This window comes from Ancylobacter sp. Lp-2 (assembly GCF_020523795.1).
Taxonomy (GTDB): Bacteria; Pseudomonadota; Alphaproteobacteria; order Rhizobiales; family Xanthobacteraceae; genus Ancylobacter.
In genome coordinates this window covers 563,013-580,426 of the sequence record NZ_JAJALI010000003.1, presented here as the reverse complement: position 1 = coordinate 580,426, position 17,414 = coordinate 563,013, and the positions used below count along the sequence as shown (strand labels likewise).

The window sequence follows — 17,414 nt, the reverse complement described above, 5'->3', positions numbered from 1 at the left end:
AGCGCATGACCGCGACCGTCAGTATCGCCGTCGAGCCGGCGCGGCCGGAGGACGAGGCCGAGGTGGTGGCGCTCTGGCGCGCCTGCGGGCTCACCGTGCCCTATAACGACCCGGCGACGGATTTCTGCTTCGCCCGCGCCGGCGCCGCCTCCGATGTGCTGGTGGCGCGGGCCGCCGACGGCGCGCTCGTCGGCAGCGTCATGGTCGGCCATGACGGCCATCGCGGCTGGCTCTACTACGTCGCCGCCGCACCCTCCCGGCAGGGCGAGGGCATCGGCCGGCGGATGGTGGAGGCCGGCGAGCGCTGGCTCGCCGCGCGGGGCGTGGTCAAGGTGCAGCTTCTGGTGCGCGAGACCAACACGCAGGTGGTCGCGTTCTATGAGCATCTCGGCTTCGAGGTGGCGCCGCGCACCGTCCTGTCGAAATGGATCGACGGCCGAGAGTAGCGCGGCACGGCGATCCTCCACTCCGCCAGGGGAGGAGAGGGCCCGCCCTTCACCGCGCCCTAGCGCCGTCCGCCGCTCGGCAGGCGCACGCCGGGCGCCGGGCGCTCCAGTAGCACCTCGCGGCGGAAGCGCACGAGGCGGGCCGGCCTTCCGCCGGTCTCGGCGGAGGCCTCGCCGGTTTCCTCGACGAGGCGCTGCTGCTCGATCAGCCGGCGGAAATTGCCCTTGTGCAGCTGCACCCCGGACAGCGCCTCCACCGTGCGCTGCAGCTGCAGCAGGGTGAAGCTCGGCGGCATCAGCTCGAACACCACCGGACGGTATTTGATCTTGCCGCGCAGCCGGGCGATGGCGAGCGCCAGCATGCGCCGGTGGTCCGCCGTCATCTCGATGCCGGCGGCGGGCGGGGCGACGCGCGGCGGGCCGCGATCCGGCACCTGCTCGTGGCCGCGCTCGCGCAGCGCCCCGTTTTCGCGCAGCGCCTCCTGCACCAGCCCGGCCTCGTAGAGCAGCTCGTAGCGCTCCAGCACCCGCTCCTCGTTCCAGCCCGCTCCTTGCGGGCCGCCGAAGCACAGGGTGATGCGGTCGGCGCGGATGTCGGCGAGCCGCCGCTCGGCCGCCGCCGCCCAGGCCCGGAGGCCGTGCAGCAGCGTGTCGAGCACCGCCGGCCGCCCGGCGCGCCAGTCCTCCCAGGGGAAATAGCGGTACCAGCTCTGCCAGCGCGCATCGGCGTCGCCGGCCGGGCGGGCCTCGCGCACCAGGGCGAGATAGGCGAGCGAGAGCGAGCGCCTTCCGTCCTCGCCGCGCGCCCGGTCGCCGAAGGTGTAGAGCTGCTCGACATAGCCGAGATGCTGCAGCGTCTGCCGCTCCACCCAGGAGCGCAGGCCGATCTCCAGCGTGCGGTGGCCGCGCTCCAGTGGGCCGGAGGGCAGGGCCTCGCGCGCGTCGCTCTCCCCGCCATGGCGGATGGCGAGCACCTTGGGGTCGTCCCCGGTGACGGCGAGGATCACCGCGCTCAGCTCGATGCCAAGCTCGTTGTCCTGCTCGGCGGCGGCCGGCGCGACAAGGCTCTGCGAGGGGGCGCCGGGCACGGCATGGGGTACGGCGCTGGACATGGGACTCCGTACGGGGCGGATCATGCGGTTATGAATAGCATGCTTGCGCCCCGGCGGCGGCGGTGGCATGCCGGTCGGCACGCAAAAGGTGAGGCAAAGGTAAGGAAAGTCGCGATGAAGACGGTTCAGCTTCCCGGCGGCGAGAAGGTTCCCGCGCTCGGCATCGGCACCTGGATGATGGGCGAGCGCGCGGCGGCACGGAAGGAAGAGACCGAATCGGTACGCCTCGGCGTCGAGCTCGGCCTGAAGCTGGTCGACACCGCCGAGATGTATGGCGAGGGCGCCTGCGAGAGCTTCCTCGGCGAGGCGCTGGCCGGGCTGCGCGACAAGGTTTTCCTGGTCTCCAAGGTCTATCCGCACAATGCCAGCCGCGCCGGTGTCATCGCCGCCTGCGAGCGCAGCCTGAAGCGGCTGAAGACCGACCGGCTCGACCTCTATCTGCTGCACTGGCGCGGCGGCGTGCCGCTGGCCGAGACCATCATCGGTTTCGAGCACCTGAAGAGCCAGGGCAAGATCAGCCACTGGGGCGTGTCGAACTTCGACACCGATGACATGAACGAGCTCTACGAGACCCCCGGCGGCGAGGGCTGCGTCACCAATCAGGTGCTCTACAACCTCACCCGCCGCGGGCCGGAATGGGATCTCATCCCCTGGCTGCAGCAGCATGAGATGCCGCTGATGGCCTACAGCCCGATCGAGCAGGGGCGCATCAAGACGGGTGGCGCGCTCGGCGAGGTCGCGGCCAAGCACGGGGCGAAGCCGTTCCAGGTGGCGCTGGCCTGGGCGCTGCGCTACCCCGGCAACATCGTCATCCCCAAGGCCTCGCGTCCCGAGCACATGCGCGAGAATGCCGGCGCCCGCGACATCAAGCTCGACGCGGAGGATCTCGCGAAGCTCGACGCCGCCTTCCCGCCGCCGAGCCGCAAGCGCTCGCTGGAAATGCTGTGACCGCGATGGGCCGCCTGCCCTCCGGCGAACCGGCATCCCCGGATCTGGTCCGGGGGGCCGCGTCTCTGGTCGAGGGCGGCGCGGACGAGCTTGTCCGGTCCGGTTCGGACGGCGTGACGAGGCCGGGGCCGCGCCCCGCCATCCTTTTCGACGCCGTCACTCTGGCCCGCGGCGGCCGGCGGGTGCTGGACGGCGTCACGCTCACGCTGGCCGAGCGGCGCATCGGGCTGATCGGCGCCAACGGCTCCGGCAAGAGCTCGCTGGCCCGCCTGCTCAACGGCCTGCTGCTGCCGGACGAGGGGCGGGTGGAGGTGCACGGCCTCGACACGCGCGAGCACACCGCCGAGCTGCCGCGCACGGTCGGCTTCATCTTCCAGAACCCCGACCACCAGATCATCTTCCCGACGGTGGCCGAGGAGATCGGCTTCAGCCTCGAGCAGGCCGGCCTGCCGCGCCGGCAGGCGCGGGAGGAGGCGAAGGCGGTGCTGGCCCGCTACCGGCGCGAGCACTGGGCGGAGCGGCCGGTACACGCGCTCTCCGAGGGCGAGAAGCAGCTGCTGTGCATCATCGCGGTGCTGGTGATGCGGCCGGCGGTGCTGATCCTCGACGAGCCGTTCTCCAGCCTCGACCTCACCACCCGCCGCCGGCTGGAGGCGATGATCGCCGGCCTGCCGCAGCAGGTGATCCTCGTCGCGCACGAGCTCGACGCCTTCGCCGGCTACGACCGGGTGGTCTGGCTGCATGAAGGGCGGGTCCGCATGGACGGACCGCCGGACGCGGTGGTGCCCGCCTATCGCGCCTTCGCCGAGGCGGCCGCCGACGACGCGGTGCGCTCCGACGCGGCGACCCATTCGGAGGCGGCGTTGGCGGTCGAGCGCGCGGGCGGGGCCGCGCGGTGATCTCGCTCTATCTCGCCGAACGTACCTGGGCGCACGCCGTGCCCGCCGGATGGAAGCTGATCGCGCTGGCGCTCATCAGCCTGCTGGTCACCCCGTTCGACAGCGTGCCGCTGATGGGCGGGCTGCTCGCGGTGGTGTTCTCCCTCTATGTCAGCCTCGGCCGGGCGGCGCTGCGGCAGGTGGCGCTGTTGCGCCCGATGCTGCCGCTGCTCGTCATCCTCGTCGGCCTGCACTGGTGGACCGGCAGCCTTGAGGCCGGTATCGCCATGGTGCTGCGGCTTCTGGCGATGGTCCTCCTCGCCAATGCCGTCACCATGACCACCCGCATGGACGACATGATGGACGCGGTCGAGCCGATCCTGCGTCCGCTGGCGCTGTTCGGCCTGTCGCCCCGCGCGTTGGCGCTGATGGTGGCGATGATGCTGCGCTTCGTGCCGCTGCTGTTCGCGCTGTGGGAGGCGCTGAACGAGAGCTGGCGCGCCCGCACCGGCAAGCGTGGCGGCTGGCGCCTGCTCGCGCCGTTCTGTATTCAGACCCTGAGACTGTCGCATCACACCGCCGAGGCGCTCACCGCCCGCGGCGGCGCGCCGAGAGGCAAGCGCCGATGAACAACCCGCCGATGAACAGAGGAAGAAGCCGATGAAGGACCGTGCGCTCGTGCAGATCGCCCTCTATGCCGCGATCTTCGCCGTGCTGGGCCTGATGCCCAAATTCGACCTGCCGATCGCTGGCGGCGTGCCGATCACCGCCCAGAGCATGGGCGCGATGCTGGCCGGCGTGATGCTGGGGGCGAAGCGCGGCGCGCTCGCCATGCTGCTGGTGCTGTTCGTCGTGGCGCTGGGCGCGCCGATCCTCGCCGGCGGGCGCGGCGGGCTCGGGGTGTTCTTCACCCCCTCGGCCGGCTTCATCTTCGGCTGGGTGGCCGCCGCCTTCGTCGCCGGCTGGCTGATGCAGGTGCTGCGCGCGCAGGCGGTGTTCGCCTCGGCGCTGATCGCCTCGGTGGTCGGCGGCATCGTCGTGCTCTATGCTTTCGGCATCGTCGGCATGGCGCTGAAGACCGACCTGTCGCTGATCGACGCCGCCAAGGCCTGCCTGATCTTTATCCCCGGCGACTCCCTCAAGGCGGTGCTTACCGCGCTGGTCGCCCAGACCGTGGCGCGCGGCATGCCGGAGGCGCTGCTCTCCCGCGCGCCCACCCGTTGAACCGCACCATCGGCGACCGGCTGGCGGAACTGGCGCGGCAGGCGCCGGAGCGGCCGGCGCTGATCTGCGGCGAGGAGGAACTCAGCCGCGCCGCCTTCGCCGCGACGGTGGCGCGCCGCGCCGCCGATCTCGCCCGGCGCAGCCCGCCGGGGAGCGGCATCGCGCTTGCCATCGGCAACAGCCCGGCGCTGGTCGCCGGCTTCTTCGCCTGCGCGGTGAGCGGCCGGCAGGCGCTGGTCTATGATCCCGCCTGGCCGGCCGGCTATCGCGCCGCCGTCGACGCCGCGCTCGACCCGGCGTTAACGCTATCTGATGAGAGCGAGCTGCCGCCCGGCGCCGTCGAACCGCTGCCGGCCCCGCACCCTGACGATGCCTTCTATGTCGGCTTCACCTCCGGCTCGACCGGCCTGCCCAAGGGCTACCGGCGCGGGCACCGCTCGTGGATCGACAGCTTCGCGGTCAGCGAGACGGAGTTCGGCCTCACCGGCGACGACGTGATCCTGGCGCCGGGCGCGCTGTCCGCCTCGCTGCACCTCTATGGAGTGGTGCATGCGCTGCACATCGGCGCCACGGCGGTGATGCTGCGCCTGTTCCATCCGCAGCGGGCGCTGGAACTGATCGCCCGCCACCGCGTCACCGCGCTCTATGCGACGCCGACCCAGCTGCAGATGCTGGCGCGCGCCGCCGCCGAGGAGGGCATCGACCTGCCCAGCGTGCGGCTGATCCTGATCAGCGGCGCCAAATGGCGTCCGCACACCCGCGCGGCGGTGGCGGCGGCGTTTCCCCGCGCCGGCATCGCCGAGTTCTACGGCGCCTCGGAGATGAGCTTCGTCACCCTGGTCCGGCCGGGCGAAGAGGTGTCGGAGGGCTCGGTCGGCACCGCCGCGCCGGGCGTCACCCTCGCCATCCGCGACGCTGAGGGCCGCAACCTGCCGCCCGGCGCCACCGGCACCATCTGGGTGGCGAGCACCATGCTGTTCGACGACTATGCCTGCGGCGGCGGCGAGGAGACCCGCCGCGCCGGCGGCTTCCTCACCATCGGCGATCACGGCCGGCTCGACGAGGCCGGCCGCCTCACGCTGGCCGGGCGCGAAAAACGCATGCTGGTCACCTCCGGCCTCAACGTCTACCCGGAGGAGATCGAGGCGGTGCTGGTGAGCGCGCCGGGCATCCTCGAGGCGGCGGTGTTCGGCCTGCCGGACCCGCTGCGCGGCGTCGAGCTGGTGGCGGTGCTGCGCGGCCCGGGGGCGCGCGATCCTGCCCGGCTCCGGGCGCATTGCCGGGTGCTGCTGCCGGCCGCCAAGCTGCCGCGCCGCTTCCTCGCGCTCGACGACTGGCCGCGCCTGTCGAGCGGCAAGGCCGACCTTCTCGCCCTGGAGGCGCGCCTCGCCGCGCTGGCCGATCCGGAGCGGATGTTGCAGCGCAGCTAAGGGTTTGTTTGCGATCCGCCCGCCCGATGGTGCAGGATTGCCGCGAATCCTCGCCAGGCGCTTCCGCCGCGCCGGCGGCGAGCGGGACGACGACGCGGGGCCAAAGACAATGAACGCCATCTCCTCCCGCCAGCAGGACATATTGATGCTCGCCCGCGCCCAGGGCCGGGTCAGCGTCGAGGATCTCTCCGGCCGCTTCGACGTGTCGCCGCAGACCATCCGCAAGGACCTCAACGACCTCTGCATCCGCCGGCTGATGTCGCGCGTGCATGGCGGCGCGGTGGTGGCCTCGGGGGTGGAGAACCTCGCCTATGAGGCGCGCCGGGTGATGGCGCAGGGCGCCAAGCGCGCCATCGCCGAGGCGGCGGCCAGCATCGTGCCGAACCGCGCCTCGCTGTTCATCAACATCGGCACCACCACCGAGGAAGTGGCCCGCGCGCTCGGCAGTCACGAGGATCTGCTGGTGATCACCAACAACCTCAACGTCGCCACCGAGCTCTACCGCCACCCGACCATCGAGCTGATCATGGCCGGCGGCCCGGTGCGTCATGCCGACGGCGCGGTGATCGGCTCCTCGGCGGTGGATTTCGTCCGCCAGTTCCGCGTCGACTATGCGGTGATCGGCGCCTCCGCCATCGAGGAGGACGGCACGCTGCTCGATTTCGACTATCGCGAGGTGCAAGTCGCCCGCGCCATCATCGACAATGCCCGGCAGGTGATCCTGGTGGCCGACCGTTCCAAGCTGGAGCGGTCGGCGCCGGTGCGCATCGGCGCGATGAACGAGATCGACACCTTCGTCACCGACGCCGTCTCCTCGCCGCTGCTGCGCGAGGTCTGCGCCCGCGACCAGGTCGAGCTAATCGAGGTCGGCGGCGCCGAGGACGAGGTGTTCTGAGGCCGTCGTTCTGAAGTCGGCTTGCCGGCTCCGCAGGCCGTGGCCGTCGCCGGGGATGCTGCGGCCGAGAACTCTCTGGGCATTGCGGGCGCTTTCACGCGGCCCCGCGCCGCGCTAGCTTTTGCGCCGCGCGCCGTCGCCACCGGCAGGCGTCCCGTAAGACCCGTCCCGCAAGACCCGTCCCGTAAGACCCGGCCCATCCGACCCGGAAGCCCGCATGATCGTCCGCGACCGTCCCAGCCTGCTGGAGCTGTTCTTCATCCTGCGCAGCTCGGTGCTCCAGCAGATCTGGCCGCAGCTCGTGCTGGTCATGGCGCTGTCGGCCGCCATCGTCGCCGGCCATGCGCTGCGACCCGGGCTGGTGCCGGCGCTGGACGGCATGCCCTTCGCGCTGGTCGGCATCGCGCTGTCGGTGTTCCTCGGCTTCCGCAACAGCGCCTGCTACGACCGCTGGTGGGAAGCCCGCAAGCAATGGGGAACGATACTGTCGGCCGCGCGCGACCTCGCCCGCCGCAGCCTGCTCTTGGAGGCGCGCGGCGAGCCCGGCCGCGCCGCTCGCCGCGCCCTGCTCGGCCGCCTCATCATATTCACCCACGCGCTCGAAGCCGCGCTGCGCGCGCCGTCGCCGGGAAATTCCCCGCCCGGCACGGCGCCCCGCTTCCCGGCCGATGCGCAATTGCGTGAGGCCGGCGCCGGCCTCGCCGATGCGCGCGGCGAGGGGCTGTTGTCCGACATCGAATTCTCGCTGCTCGATGCCGGGCTGACCGAGCTCAACCATGCCGCCACCGCCTGCGAGCGGCTGCGCACCACCCCGGTGCCGTTCGGCTACACGCTGCTGCTGCACCGCACCGCCTATCTGTTCTGCCTGCTGCTGCCCTTCGGCTTCGCCGACGTGCTCGGCTGGGGCACGCCCTTCGTCACCGGCCTCGTCGCCTACACCTTCTTCGGCCTCGACGCCCTCGGCGACGAGATGGAGGAGCCGTTCGGCACCCGCCCCAACGCGGTGCCGATCAACGCCATTGCCCATGGCATCGAGCTCAATCTGCGCGAGGCACTGGGCGAGACCGACCTGCCCGAGCCGCCGCAGCCGATCGACATGATCCTGCTCTGAGGCCGGCCTCGGCCGGTGCCCGCACCCGTCCGGCCATTGGTCCAAAGGCGGTCGCGGCCGAGCTGGCTTTCTGCCGGCGGCTAAATTATCACATCGGTATCGCCGGGCATGACGTCGCAACTTGCTGACCTTACGTAATATTCGCGTGCCGACGGCCGGTTCCGAGGGGAGCGAGATGAGCAATACGCGCGGCGAGACTATCAAGAATATTCTGCGCGTCACCAGCGGCAATTTCCTGGAGATGTTCGACTTCTTCTTGTTCGGCATCTACGCGACGCATATTGCCCACACCTTCTTCCCCAACGAGAACGAATTCGTCTCGCTGATGGCGACCTTCCTCTCATTCGCCGCCGGCTTCGTCATGCGGCCCATCGGCGCGCTGGTGCTTGGGCCCTATATCGACCGCATGGGCCGGCGGCAGGGCCTGTTGCTCACGCTGTCCATCATGGCGTCCGGCACCGTGCTCATCGCCTTCGTGCCGGGCTATGCCAGCATCGGCCTCCTCGCGCCGCTGCTGGTGCTGGCCGGGCGGCTGTTGCAGGGCTTCTCCGCGGGCGTCGAGCTCGGCGGCGTGTCGGTCTACCTGTCGGAGATGGCGACGCCGGGCAATAAGGGCTTCTATGTCAGCTGGCAGTCGGGCAGCCAGCAGGTCGCCGTCATCGTCGCGGCGCTGCTCGGCTTCGCGATCAACAAGCTGCTGTCGCCGGCCGACGTCGCCGGCTGGGGCTGGCGCATCCCGTTCTTCATCGGCTGCCTGATCGTGCCGTTCATCTTCGTCATCCGCCGCTCGCTGCCGGAGACCAAGGCGTTCGCCGCCCGCACCCATCGCCCGACCACGGCGGAGATCTTCCGCACCCTCGCCGCCGCCTGGCCGGTGGTGCTGGGCGGTGTCGGCATGGTGGTGATGACCACGGTCTCCTTCTACCTCATCACCGTCTACACGCCGTCCTTCGGCAAGACGGTGCTGAAGCTGTCGGAGACCGACGCGCTGCTGGTCACCATCGCCGTCGGCGCGTCGAACTTCGTCTGGCTGCCGGTCTTCGGCGCGCTATCGGATCGCATCGGCCGCAAGCCGATCCTCGTCGCCTTCGCCGTGCTGGCGGCGCTCACCGCCTATCCGGCGCTCGCCTGGCTGGTGTCGGGCATCACCTTCGAGCGTATGCTGGTCGTCGAATTGTGGCTGTCCTTCATCTATGCCGGCTATAACGGCGCCATGGTGGTGGCGCTCACCGAGGTGGTGCCGGCGAGCGTGCGCACCTCCGGCTTCTCGCTCGCCTACAGCCTCGCCACCACGCTGGGCGGCTCCTCGCTCGCCATCTCCACCTGGCTGATCGAGGCGACGCAGGACAAGGCGGCGCCCGGCTACTGGATGGCGTTTGCCGGCCTGGTCGGCCTGGTCTCGACGCTGGCGCTGTACCGGCGCGGGCGCACGGCGCTGGCGCAGCCGGCCTGAGACCCCCTCCCGCCGGCCACCCGAAAGAACAATCGGCGGGTGGTTCGCCCTTCCGCCCGTCCCGGCTAAACTCCGCCAACATTTCGCCCCGAATCCTTCGCGGGGACCTTCACCGACGCATCTTCACCGCATGGCCGCCACTGCCGTGCCTGCAGGAGAACGCCCCATGGAACTTCGCCGTCTCGGTCGCTCCGACATCCTCGTTCCGCCGCTGTGCTTCGGCGGCAATGTGTTCGGCTGGACCGCCGACGAGGCGACGAGCTTCCGCCTGCTCGACGAGCTCGTCGCCGCCGGCTTCAACTTCATCGACACCGCCGACGTCTATTCCCGCTGGGCGCCCGGCCATGTCGGCGGCGAGTCCGAGACCATCATCGGCAAATGGCTGAAGGCGCGCGGCAACCGCGACAGGATCGTGCTCGCCACCAAGGTCGGCGCCGATATGGGGCGCGGCAAGGTCTGCCTGAAGGCGGACTACATCGCCGAGGCGGTGGAAGCCTCGCTGAAGCGGCTGCAGACCGATCATATCGACCTCTACCAGTCGCATTGGGATGATGCCGAGACCCCCTTCGAGGAGGTGCTCCACGCCTATGACGCGCTGGTCAAGGCTGGCAAGGTCCGCCTCATCGGCGCCTCCAATCTCACCGGCCAGCGCCTGTTCGACGCGCTCGCCGTCAGCACCCGCGAGCACCTGCCGCGCTACGAGACCATCCAGCCGGAATTTAATCTGTGCGCGCGCGCCGCCTATGAGGGCGACATCGAGCCGGTGGCCCGCGCCAACGGCCTCGGCGTCATCACCTATTTCTCGCTCGCGGCGGGCTTCCTCACCGGCAAGTATCGCTCGGCGGAGGATGCCGGCAAGAGCGTGCGCGGCGGCGAAAACGTCCGCAAATACCTCAATCCGCGCGGCCTCGGCATTCTCGCCGCCCTCGACGCGGTCGCCGCCGCCCATGGCGCCAACCCGACCCAGGTGGCGCTCGCCTGGGTGATGGCGCGGCCTTCCGTCACCTCGGCCATCGCCAGCGCCTCGAAGCCCGAGCAGCTCGGCGACCTCCTCGCCGCCGCCGAGCTCAAGTTGACGGCGGGCGACATCGAACGGCTGAATGCGGCCAGCGCCTGAACCCTGACGGAGACGCGACCATGACCCGTGCCGACCGCGAGGCCCTCGCCCGCTTCATCGACCAGGGCCGCGGAGTGGCACGGGCGGATCTGGTGATCCAGAACGTGCAGTTGCTCGACGTCATCACCGGCGCGATCACCGAGACCGACATCGCCATCAGCGGCGACCGCATCGTCGGCACCTACGGCAATTACGAGGGCGTCACCGAGATCGACGGGCGCGGCCTGTTCGCGGTGCCGGGCTTCATCGACACCCACCTGCACGTCGAATCCTCGCTGGTCACCCCGCTGGAGTTCGACCGCTGCGTGCTGCCGCACGGCGTCACCACGGCGATCTGCGACCCGCACGAGATCGCCAACGTGCTGGGCGCCGAGGGCATCCGTTACTTCCAGCAATGCGCCCGTCACACCATCATGGACCTCAGGGTGCAGCTGTCCTCCTGCGTGCCGGCCACCGCCTTCGAGACCGCCGGCGCCGAGCTCTCCGCTGCCGATCTGGAGACGCTGCGCGGCGACCCGTCCGGCATCGGCCTTGCCGAGTTCATGAATTTCCCCGGCGTGCTGTTCAAGGACGAGGGCTGCCTCGACAAGCTCGCCGCCTTCTCCGGCGGCCACATTGACGGCCACGCGCCGCTGCTCTCCGGCCGCGACCTCAACGGCTACATCTCGGCCGGCATCCGCACCGAGCACGAGGCGACCTCGCTGGAGGAGGGGCGCGAGAAGCTGATGAAGGGCATGAACGTCCTCATCCGCGAGGGCTCGGTGTCGAAGGATCTCCACGCGCTGATCCCGCTGATCGACGCCGACACCTCCGCCTATCTCGCCTTCTGCACCGACGACCGCAACCCGCTCGACATCGCCGAGGAAGGCCATCTCGACTACATGATCCGCACCGCCATCGCGCATGGCGCGCCGCTGCATCATGTCTATCGGGTGGCCAGCCTGTCGGCCGCCAATGCCTTCGGGCTCACCGATCGCGGCCTGATCGCGCCCGGCCGCCGCGCCGACATCGTGCTGGTGGACGACCTCGCGCAATGCTCGGTGCGGCAGGTGATCTCCGCCGGCCGGCCGGTGACGCGCGAGCTGTTCGCCACGCGCGGGCAGGTGGCGCCGGTCGGCCTCGATTCGGTCAAGGCCGGGCGGACGCAGGCCGACACCTTCCGCGTGCTCGGCAACCGCACCGCCACCCGCGTCATCGGCGTGGTGCCCGGCCGCATCATCACCGAGGACCTCACCATGGAGCTGCCCATCGAGGGCGGCGCCAAGCAGGTCGATCTCGATCAGGACGCGGTGAAGGTCGCCGTCGTCGAGCGCCACGGCCGCTCGGGCGATGTCGGGCGCGGCTTCGTGCACGGCTTCGGCATGAAGCGCGGCGCCATCGCCTCCTCGGTCGGCCATGACAGCCACAATATCTGCGTCGTCGGCGTCGACGATGCCGACATGGCGGTGGCGGTGAACCGCCTCATCGAGCTGCGCGGCGGCTTCGCGGTCGCCCAGGGCGGCGTGGTCACCGCCGAACTGGCTCTGCCGGTGGCCGGCCTGATGTCCGACCGGTCGTTCGAGGATGTGCGCGCCGCGCTGGTCAGGCTGCGCGCGGCGGCCAAGGCGCTCGGCGTCGTGCTGCCCGAGCCGTTCCTGCAGGTGGCGTTCCTGCCGCTTCTGGTAATCCCGCATCTCAAGATCAGCGACCGCGGTGTGTTCGACGTCGGCCGCTTCGCGCTGATCGAGGGGTGAGCGCCCGCCGCGTCGCGGGACCTGTCGCCCGCCGGCCCGGCTTCTGCTACTAGCACCGGCGACCGTCACGTTCCCGCCGCCGGAAGCCGCATGTCGATCCTGTTCCTGCCGCTGCTCGTCCTGTGGACGCTGCTCCTCGCGCCCGCCGCGCCGGTGCTGGCGCTGATGAAGCGCCCGGAGCGGGTGCGCACCTTCTCCCGCTTCTGGGCGCGCGGCGTGCTCGCCATTCTGCGCGGCGTCGGCGGGCTCGGCTATCGCGAGATCGGAAGCGGCAACCGCCCGGCTGGCCCGGCGCTCTATGTCGCCAACCACCAGTCGGCCTGGGAGACCATCGCCTTCGCCGTGCTGGTGCCGAATGTGGCCATCGTGCTGAAGGAAGAGCTGTACCGGATCCCGGTGTTCGGCTGGTTCCTGCGCCATTCGCCGATGATCGCCATCGACCGCGCCGGCGGCGCCTCCTCGCTGAAGAAGATGTTGCGCGAGGGCCGTGAGGCGGTGGCGGCCGGCCGCAGCCTGCTGATCTTCCCGGAAGGCACGCGGCGCGGCCCGCATGAGCGCGCCGAGTTCCAGCGCGGCGTCGCGCTGCTCTACAAGGCGCTCGGCCTGCCGGCGGTGCCGGTCGCCCACGATGCCGGGCTGTTCTGGAAGGGGCGCAGCTTCACGCTGAATCCCGGCGCCGTCACCGTCAGCTATCTGCCGCCGCTGCCGCCGGGATTGCCGGACGCGGAATTCATCCGCCTCGTGTCCGAGGCGATCTATGCCGAGCGCGACCGGCTGGTCGCCGAAGGGGAGACCAATCGATGAGCGTCGTCGTCATCGGCGCCGGGCAGGCGGCGTTCCAGCTAGCCGCCAGCCTGCGCGAGGCCGGCTATGAGGAGCCGATCACCCTGGTCGGCGACGAGCCGGGCCTGCCCTATCAGCGCCCGCCGCTCTCCAAGGCCTATCTCAAGGGCGATGTCGGCGTCGATCATCTCGAATTGCGCCCCGCCGCCTTCTTCGCCGATCACCGCATCGGCCTCGCCCATGGCCGGGTGGTGGCGGTGGATCGCAGCGCCCGGCGGGTGACGCTGGAGGATGACGGCAAGCTGCCCTATGGCCATCTGGTCTTCGCCACCGGCGCCCGCAACCGGGTGCTGCCGGTGCCGGGCGCGGAGTTCGACGGTGTGTTCTATCTGCGCAGCCTTGCCGATGCCGATGCCGTCAAGGCGGCGCTGCCGTCGGCAGGCAAGGTGGTGGTGATCGGCGCCGGCTTCATCGGGTTGGAATTCGCCGCGGTCGCCCGGAAGCTCGGCCACGAGGTGACGGTGATCGAAGCCACCTCGCGAGTGCTCGGCCGCGCGGTGGGCGCCGCGATGTCGGATTTCTTCGCCCATGAGCACCGTGCCATGGGCACCGTGCTGACCTTCGGCGCCGGCGTTGCCCGGCTGGTCGGCGAAGGCGGCCGGGTGGTGGCGGTGGAGACCGTCGAGGGCGAGCGGATCGCCGCCGATCTGGTGATGATCGGCATCGGCGTGGTGCCGAATGTCGAGTTGGCCGCCGCCGCCGGCCTGGCCATCGACAACGGCATTGCCGTCGATGCCCGGCTGCTCGCCGGCGACCCGGAAATCTCCGCCATCGGCGACGTCGCCGCCTATCCGAGCCATCATGCCGACAATGTGCGGGTCCGGCTGGAATCGGTGCAGAACGCCGCCGATCACGGGCGCTGCGTCGCCGCCCGGCTCACCGGGCACGCCCACGACTACACGTCGGTACCGTGGTTCTGGAGCGACCAGGCCGACCTCAAGCTGCAGATGGTCGGCCTCGCCCGGCCGGGCGACGCCGAGGTGCTGCGCGGCGACCCCGCCTCGCGGCGCTTCTCGGTGTTCCGTTTCCGCGAGGGGCGGCTGGTGGCGATCGAGAGCGTCAACCGCCCGGCCGACCACATGCTCGGCCGCCGCCTGCTCGCGGGCATGCCGACCCTCACCCCCGAGCAGGCCGGCGACGAGAGTTTCGAGCTGAAAAGCCTGCTGGCGAGGTGAGGGCACCCCGCCCGCGCACGTCGGACCGCCGGTGATGGAGGTGTGCATGGCGAAGCTGGTTTTCGGAATGATGCAGTCGCTCGACGGCTATGTCGACGGACGGTCGGGCAATCTGGAAATGCCGGGGCCGGGCGAGGCGCTGCACCGTCATTTCAACGACCATGTCCGGGGGCTCGCCGGATGCCTCTACGGCCGGCGCATCTACGAGCTGATGCGCTACTGGGAGGAGGCTCGCCCGGAATGGGGCCCGATCCAGCGGGACTACGCTGCCGCATGGCGGGCGCAGCCGAAATGGGTCGCCTCCCGCTCGCTGAAGACGGTCGGCCCCAACGCCACGCTGATCGACGGCGACCTGGAGGCGTTCGTGCGGCGGCTGAAGGCGGAGCGTGACGGCGAGATCGACGTCGCCGGGCCCGACCTCGCCGGGAGCCTCACCCGGATGGGGCTGATCGACGAGTATCGCCTCTATTTCCGCCCCTTCGTGCTCGGCGACGGCAAGCCCTATTTCGCCGGCCCACGACCGCCGCTCCGCTTCGTGGCGAGCGAGCCGGTCGGCGAGGACGCGATCCGGCTGACCTACGTCCCGGCCTGATCGGTCCGTATCGGTCTCATCGTCCACCTCATCGTACTCGCCGGTGGCGGTGTCGAGCCCCCCGCGTGGGCCGCTATCCAGCCGGCGGGTGGCGGTGTTACCATCGGCTGTCTCCCTTAGTATCGGGATTTCCGATGGCTTTCTCGCTGCGCCAGCTGCAATATTTCGTCGCCGTCGCCGAGAACGGCTCGGTATCTTCAGCCGCGCACATCCTTTCCATCTCGCAATCGACGGTAACCGAGGCCCTGCGCGAGCTGGAGCTGGATCTCGGCTTCAAGCTCCTGGAACGCCACGCCCGCGGCGCCGACCTCACCCTTAAGGGCCATCATTTCCTGCGCCATGCGCGGAAAATCCTCGGCGATGTCGCCGATGCCCGCCGCGCGCTGTCCGGTTCGGAGGGCGCGGCGCTGGAGGGCCGGCTGTCGCTCGGCGTGACGCCGCTGGTCGCCGGCTATGTGTTCTCCGACCTTTTGGCCCGCTTCCGCCGCGCCTTTCCCGGCGTGGCGGTGGAGGCGGTGGAGGATGCCGGCGACTATCTCGAACACCTCTTGGTCGGCGGCGAGCTCGATGTGGCGGTGATGGTGCTGCCGCCCGGCCGCCGCTCCGCCGCCCTGCAGACCGAGCCGGTGCAGGTCTCGCCCTATCGGGTGTGGATGCCGCTCGGCCATCCCGCGCTGGCGGAGGAGAAGGTCAGCCTGCGCGATCTCGCCGAGGAGCCACATGTGCTTCTGACGATTGACGAAATCGCCGAGGCATCGGAGATCGTCTGGCGCCGGCTCGGCATACGCCCGCCGGTCGCTTTCCGTACCCGCTCGGTGGAGGCGGTGCGCTCGCTGGTGGCGACCGGGGCCGGCGTCGCGGTGCTGCCGGACCTCACCTACCGTCCCTGGTCGCTGGAAGGCGACAAGATCGAGGCGCGCCAGCTCGCCGAGGAACTGCCGGCCATCGAGGTCGCCACCGCCTGGCGGCGCGGCTCGCCGCTGTCGCCCGCCGCCGCTGGTTTTCTCTCCGTCGCCGGCACCCGCCAGCCGGCCCGCATTCGCCATGGCGGCGCCATCGCCTGATCCACTGGCCGGAGAAAAATGCCGCCGGATCACTCATCGGTTTTTCCGATGCCTGCGTTCTTTTCTTTGGTGTGGCGAGCCACCCGACGCAGCGGCACACTTCCGTCAAAGGGCCCGTAAGCCCGCAGAACAGAGGGAACCCGCATGCGCACGCACACTCGTCTCCTGCATCTGCCGGCGCTCGTCGCCTGCGCCGCCCTTGCCGCCCAACCCCTTGCAGCTGCTGAACTAAAAGAGATCGGCAAGGGCGAGGGCCAGGTCGATATCGTCGCCTGGGCCGGCTATATCGAGCGCGGCGACACCGACAAGGCCTATGACTGGGTCACCGATTTCGAGACGAAGACCGGCTGCAAGGTCAATGTGAAGACCGCCGGCACCTCGGACGAGATGGTGGCGCTGATGAACGAGGGCGGCTTCGACCTCGTCACCGCCTCCGGCGACGCTTCCCTGCGGCTGATCGCCGGCAAGAAGGTCGCCCCGGTCAACACGAAGCTGATTCCGAGCTGGGGCAGCGTCGACCCCCGCCTGCAGGACGCGCCGTGGCACACCGTCAACGGCGTGCATTACGGCGTGCCCTATCAGTGGGGCTCCAACGTGTTGATGTACAACACGGAAACCTTCAAGGGCGAGGCGCCGAAGAGCTGGGCCGTGGTCTTCGAGGAGCAGACCCTGCCGGACGGCAAGTCCAACAAGGGGCGCGTCCAGGCCTTCGACGGGCCGATCTACATCGCCGACGCCGCGCTCTACCTGATGGCGCACAAGCCCGAGCTCGGCATCAAGGATCCCTATGAGCTGACCGAGGCGCAGTACAAGGCGGCGCTCGACCTCTTGCGCGCGCAGCGCAAGATCGTGCAGCGCTACTGGCATGACGCCATGATCCAGGTCGACGACTTCACCAATGAGGGCGTGGTCGCCTCCTCTTCCTGGCCGTTCCAGGTCAACCTGCTGGTAAGCCAGAAGAAACCGATCGCCTCGACCATCCCGGCGGAGGGCGCGACCGGCTGGGCCGACACCACCATGATGCATGTCGACGCCGTCCATCCGAACTGCGCCTATATGTGGATGGAGCACTCGATCTCGCCGAAGGTGCAGGGCGACCTCGCCGCCTGGTTCGGCTCGGTGCCGGCGGTGCCGGCCGCCTGCAAGGGCAACGAGCTGCTCGGCGCCGAGGGCTGCGCCACCAACGGCGCCGGCGATTTCGAGAAGACGCACTTCTGGCGCACGCCGGTCGCCAAGTGCCCGACCCAGGCCGAGGGCTGCGTGCCCTATTACCGCTGGGTGTCGGACTACATCGCCGTGCTCGGCGGACGCTGAGCGCCCGCCCCACGCGCCCGGCATCAAGCCGGGCGCACCCTTTCCGGATCGGACCACCGGCGTGAACCGCGGCGCCGGC

Annotated in this window: 17 protein-coding genes; 16 read left to right on the top strand and 1 reads right to left on the bottom strand. The window is 70.3% G+C overall.

Features of this window, described 5'->3' with window-relative positions:
* Window positions 1-5: 5 nt before the first annotated feature.
* Window positions 6-446, top strand: coding sequence for a GNAT family acetyltransferase (locus LGR54_RS11035; RefSeq protein ID WP_230361998.1), 441 nt, complete (start codon window positions 6-8; stop codon window positions 444-446).
* 59 nt (window positions 447-505) lie between these two features.
* On the opposite strand, the gene LGR54_RS11030 is transcribed toward LGR54_RS11035, so the two are convergent.
* Window positions 506-1,558: a hypothetical protein gene (locus LGR54_RS11030; protein WP_230361997.1), complete on the bottom strand. Its 1,053-nt coding sequence runs from the start codon at window positions 1,556-1,558 to the stop codon at window positions 506-508.
* A gap of 114 nt (window positions 1,559-1,672) precedes the next feature.
* Between LGR54_RS11030 and LGR54_RS11025 the strand changes: the two genes are divergently transcribed.
* The 15 genes from LGR54_RS11025 (at window position 1,673) to LGR54_RS10955 (ending at window position 17,335) form a co-directional block, all read left to right on the top strand.
* Window positions 1,673-2,506, top strand: coding sequence for an aldo/keto reductase (locus LGR54_RS11025; protein WP_230361996.1), 834 nt, complete (start codon window positions 1,673-1,675; stop codon window positions 2,504-2,506).
* Window positions 2,507-2,511: 5 nt separating this feature from the next.
* A complete protein-coding gene (locus LGR54_RS11020; RefSeq protein ID WP_230362094.1) occupies window positions 2,512-3,405 on the top strand; it encodes an energy-coupling factor ABC transporter ATP-binding protein in 894 nt (297 codons plus the stop codon).
* A complete protein-coding gene (locus tag LGR54_RS11015; protein WP_230361995.1) occupies window positions 3,402-4,013 on the top strand; it encodes an energy-coupling factor transporter transmembrane component T in 612 nt (203 codons plus the stop codon). Before LGR54_RS11020 ends, LGR54_RS11015 begins: the two co-directional genes overlap by 4 nt.
* A 31-nt stretch (window positions 4,014-4,044) precedes the next feature.
* Window positions 4,045-4,608, top strand: a complete 564-nt coding sequence (locus LGR54_RS11010) for a biotin transporter BioY (RefSeq protein WP_230361994.1) — start codon at window positions 4,045-4,047, stop codon at window positions 4,606-4,608.
* Window positions 4,605-6,038, top strand: a complete 1,434-nt coding sequence (locus tag LGR54_RS11005) for a class I adenylate-forming enzyme family protein (RefSeq protein ID WP_230361993.1) — start codon at window positions 4,605-4,607, stop codon at window positions 6,036-6,038. Before LGR54_RS11010 ends, LGR54_RS11005 begins: the two co-directional genes overlap by 4 nt.
* Before the next feature lie 109 nt (window positions 6,039-6,147).
* Window positions 6,148-6,933: a DeoR/GlpR family DNA-binding transcription regulator gene (locus tag LGR54_RS11000; RefSeq protein ID WP_230361992.1), complete on the top strand. Its 786-nt coding sequence runs from the start codon at window positions 6,148-6,150 to the stop codon at window positions 6,931-6,933.
* Between the two features lie 217 nt (window positions 6,934-7,150).
* Window positions 7,151-8,044 (top strand): bestrophin family protein, encoded by an 894-nt coding sequence (locus LGR54_RS10995; RefSeq protein ID WP_230361991.1) that lies wholly within the window; start codon window positions 7,151-7,153, stop codon window positions 8,042-8,044.
* Window positions 8,045-8,219: 175 nt separating this feature from the next.
* Complete coding sequence (locus LGR54_RS10990; RefSeq protein WP_230361990.1) at window positions 8,220-9,497, top strand: MFS transporter; 1,278 nt, start codon at window positions 8,220-8,222, stop codon at window positions 9,495-9,497.
* A 166-nt stretch (window positions 9,498-9,663) separates the two neighbouring features.
* A complete protein-coding gene (locus LGR54_RS10985) occupies window positions 9,664-10,614 on the top strand; it encodes an aldo/keto reductase (protein WP_230361989.1) in 951 nt (316 codons plus the stop codon).
* A gap of 20 nt (window positions 10,615-10,634) precedes the next feature.
* Entirely contained in the window at window positions 10,635-12,347 is a 1,713-nt protein-coding gene (gene ade, locus LGR54_RS10980; protein WP_230361988.1) for an adenine deaminase, read from the top strand.
* Between the two features lie 90 nt (window positions 12,348-12,437).
* Window positions 12,438-13,151 carry a 1-acyl-sn-glycerol-3-phosphate acyltransferase gene (locus LGR54_RS10975; RefSeq protein WP_230361987.1) on the top strand — a complete coding sequence of 238 codons (714 nt, stop codon included), beginning with the start codon at window positions 12,438-12,440 and terminating at the stop codon, window positions 13,149-13,151.
* The gene (locus LGR54_RS10970) at window positions 13,148-14,365 is read left to right on the top strand and encodes an NAD(P)/FAD-dependent oxidoreductase (protein ID WP_230361986.1); all 1,218 of its coding nucleotides are present in this window, start codon (window positions 13,148-13,150) and stop codon (window positions 14,363-14,365) included. Before LGR54_RS10975 ends, LGR54_RS10970 begins: the two co-directional genes overlap by 4 nt.
* 46 nt (window positions 14,366-14,411) lie before the next feature.
* Window positions 14,412-14,957: a dihydrofolate reductase family protein gene (locus LGR54_RS10965; RefSeq protein ID WP_230361985.1), complete on the top strand. Its 546-nt coding sequence runs from the start codon at window positions 14,412-14,414 to the stop codon at window positions 14,955-14,957.
* Between the two features lie 134 nt (window positions 14,958-15,091).
* A complete protein-coding gene (locus LGR54_RS10960; RefSeq protein ID WP_214011198.1) occupies window positions 15,092-16,021 on the top strand; it encodes a LysR family transcriptional regulator in 930 nt (309 codons plus the stop codon).
* Window positions 16,022-16,165: 144 nt separating this feature from the next.
* Window positions 16,166-17,335: an ABC transporter substrate-binding protein gene (locus LGR54_RS10955; RefSeq protein ID WP_230361984.1), complete on the top strand. Its 1,170-nt coding sequence runs from the start codon at window positions 16,166-16,168 to the stop codon at window positions 17,333-17,335.
* The last annotated feature ends 79 nt before the right edge of the window (window positions 17,336-17,414 follow it).

Bases quoted from the DNA above. Each gene is read 5' to 3' on its own strand.
- LGR54_RS11020 (WP_230362094.1), top strand. From the start codon at position 2,512: ATGGGCCGCCTGCCCTCCGGCGAACCGGCATCCCCGGATCTGGTCCGG.
- ade (WP_230361988.1), top strand. From the start codon at position 10,635: ATGACCCGTGCCGACCGCGAGGCCCTCGCCCGCTTCATCGACCAGGGC.
- LGR54_RS11010 (WP_230361994.1), top strand. From the start codon at position 4,045: ATGAAGGACCGTGCGCTCGTGCAGATCGCCCTCTATGCCGCGATCTTC.
- LGR54_RS11030 (WP_230361997.1), bottom strand. From the start codon at position 1,558: ATGTCCAGCGCCGTACCCCATGCCGTGCCCGGCGCCCCCTCGCAGAGC.
- LGR54_RS10990 (WP_230361990.1), top strand. From the start codon at position 8,220: ATGAGCAATACGCGCGGCGAGACTATCAAGAATATTCTGCGCGTCACC.
- LGR54_RS10960 (WP_214011198.1), top strand. From the start codon at position 15,092: ATGGCTTTCTCGCTGCGCCAGCTGCAATATTTCGTCGCCGTCGCCGAG.
- LGR54_RS11025 (WP_230361996.1), top strand. From the start codon at position 1,673: ATGAAGACGGTTCAGCTTCCCGGCGGCGAGAAGGTTCCCGCGCTCGGC.
- LGR54_RS10975 (WP_230361987.1), top strand. From the start codon at position 12,438: ATGTCGATCCTGTTCCTGCCGCTGCTCGTCCTGTGGACGCTGCTCCTC.
- LGR54_RS11000 (WP_230361992.1), top strand. From the start codon at position 6,148: ATGAACGCCATCTCCTCCCGCCAGCAGGACATATTGATGCTCGCCCGC.
- LGR54_RS10955 (WP_230361984.1), top strand. From the start codon at position 16,166: ATGCGCACGCACACTCGTCTCCTGCATCTGCCGGCGCTCGTCGCCTGC.
- LGR54_RS10985 (WP_230361989.1), top strand. From the start codon at position 9,664: ATGGAACTTCGCCGTCTCGGTCGCTCCGACATCCTCGTTCCGCCGCTG.
- LGR54_RS10965 (WP_230361985.1), top strand. From the start codon at position 14,412: ATGGCGAAGCTGGTTTTCGGAATGATGCAGTCGCTCGACGGCTATGTC.
- LGR54_RS11035 (WP_230361998.1), top strand. From the start codon at position 6: ATGACCGCGACCGTCAGTATCGCCGTCGAGCCGGCGCGGCCGGAGGAC.
- LGR54_RS10995 (WP_230361991.1), top strand. From the start codon at position 7,151: ATGATCGTCCGCGACCGTCCCAGCCTGCTGGAGCTGTTCTTCATCCTG.
- LGR54_RS10970 (WP_230361986.1), top strand. From the start codon at position 13,148: ATGAGCGTCGTCGTCATCGGCGCCGGGCAGGCGGCGTTCCAGCTAGCC.